The following is a 489-nucleotide window of genomic DNA, read 5'->3' on the forward strand; positions in this document are numbered from 1 at the left end:
GGCCTGCACTACCAGGCCGGCCGGCCGGAGGCCAAGCTGGTGCGGTGCGTTGCCGGCCGCGCCTTCGACGTGATCGTCGATTTGCGCCGGTCGCTGCCGAGCTATGGACAATGGTGTTCGGTCGAGCTCGCCGCCGACCGCGGCAATGCCGTGTTCATCCCCGCCGGATGCGCGCACGGCTTCCAGACGCTCGTCGAGGCGACCGAGCTGATGTATTGCATCGATGTGCCCTATGACGCGCAAGGCGCCTCCGGCATTCGCTGGGACGATCCGTCGCTGGCGATCGCCTGGCCGCTGCCTGATCCGATCCTGTCCGCGCGCGACCGCGCGCTGCCGCATCTCGCATGAAACGGGTCCTGGTCACGGGCGCGTCAGGATTCCTCGGCCGTGCGCTGTTGCCCGCGCTGGTCGGTCGGGGCTTCGAGGTCCATGGCATCGCGCGCTCAGCTCAAGCGGCGGTGGCCGGTGTGACGTGGCACGCGGCTGATC

General features: G+C 69.5%; 2 protein-coding genes. Both read left to right on the forward strand.

From position 1 onward, the window contains the following. Window positions 1–348: dTDP-4-dehydrorhamnose 3,5-epimerase family protein (locus MOV75_RS41695; protein ID WP_247008721.1), on the forward strand; the 348-nt coding region annotated here is incomplete at its 5' end. Next, the coding region (locus MOV75_RS41700) for an NAD-dependent epimerase/dehydratase family protein (protein ID WP_247008723.1) at window positions 345–489 on the forward strand (145 nt) is incomplete at its 3' end. The genes MOV75_RS41695 and MOV75_RS41700, both read left to right, overlap by 4 nt.

Origin of the sequence: Bradyrhizobium sp. PRIMUS42 (genome assembly GCF_023006515.1) — a bacterium.
In the GTDB taxonomy this organism is placed as follows: Bacteria; Pseudomonadota; Alphaproteobacteria; order Rhizobiales; family Xanthobacteraceae; genus Bradyrhizobium.